General features: G+C 48.4%; 1 protein-coding gene. It reads right to left on the reverse strand.

What is annotated here, in order from left to right; genetic code table 11:
- Positions 1 to 32 precede the first annotated feature (32 nt).
- Positions 33 to 638 carry an AAA family ATPase gene (locus A3762_RS16555; RefSeq protein WP_068756691.1) on the reverse strand — a complete coding sequence of 202 codons (606 nt, stop codon included), beginning with the start codon at positions 636 to 638 and terminating at the stop codon, positions 33 to 35.
- Positions 639 to 725 lie beyond the last annotated feature (87 nt).

Genomic DNA, 725 nt, shown 5'->3' on the forward strand with positions numbered 1-725 from the left:
TTAAGGCTTTCGCATCACTAAATGTCAGCCCCCTACATGAAGCGGGCATTGAGCATGAAGGGGATTTGATGTCGGCTAATGTCTAAGCGCGTACTGTAAAATGCTTCTTCAATGGTTTCATATAAGGCTTGTTCGTTGCCGATTTCTATAACCGTTTGGAGGGCAGCAGCAAGGTCATGCCCATCGTCAGATAAGATGGTTGTGCGGCTTCCAAGGTAAGATTGCCGTCCTGGCGCAGCACTGTCAGTTCGAAAGTGGTCATAGAAGTGCCAGTGATCAATTTTATCGCGAAGTTGGATGATTTCGGGAGCGCGTTGCGGGTCTGAGCTGTGCGAAAAACTCGTTTCGTAGTGTGGAATATGTGTACTAAGAGTATCCCAAGACCGTCCCGATCTAGATTTCAATATCGGCCCATCACGATCGATCAGCACGCGAGCAGGGTAGTAGCGTTCTCCCGCCCATATGCATTCTTTTTTGATTTCGGGATCGAGAGCAAATGCGGAGCGAGATCGTGTCGGTAAGAAGAGAGATATCGCGTAACTAAAATCATCGCCGGCAAAACCTAAGCGAAGACGCGTGCGTTTTGATTTGGGCCTGCCTTGTACTTCTTGCTTGCCACTTTTCATTTGCCAAGTCATGATATGACTGCTTCACGGATTTACGTTGTTTGTGGTAGCGTTCCGCTTGCGAAACAGCCAGCTCCTCAACGTACGCTCGTAATCATC

The sequence above is a fragment of the Oleiphilus sp. HI0125 genome, from assembly GCF_001635355.1.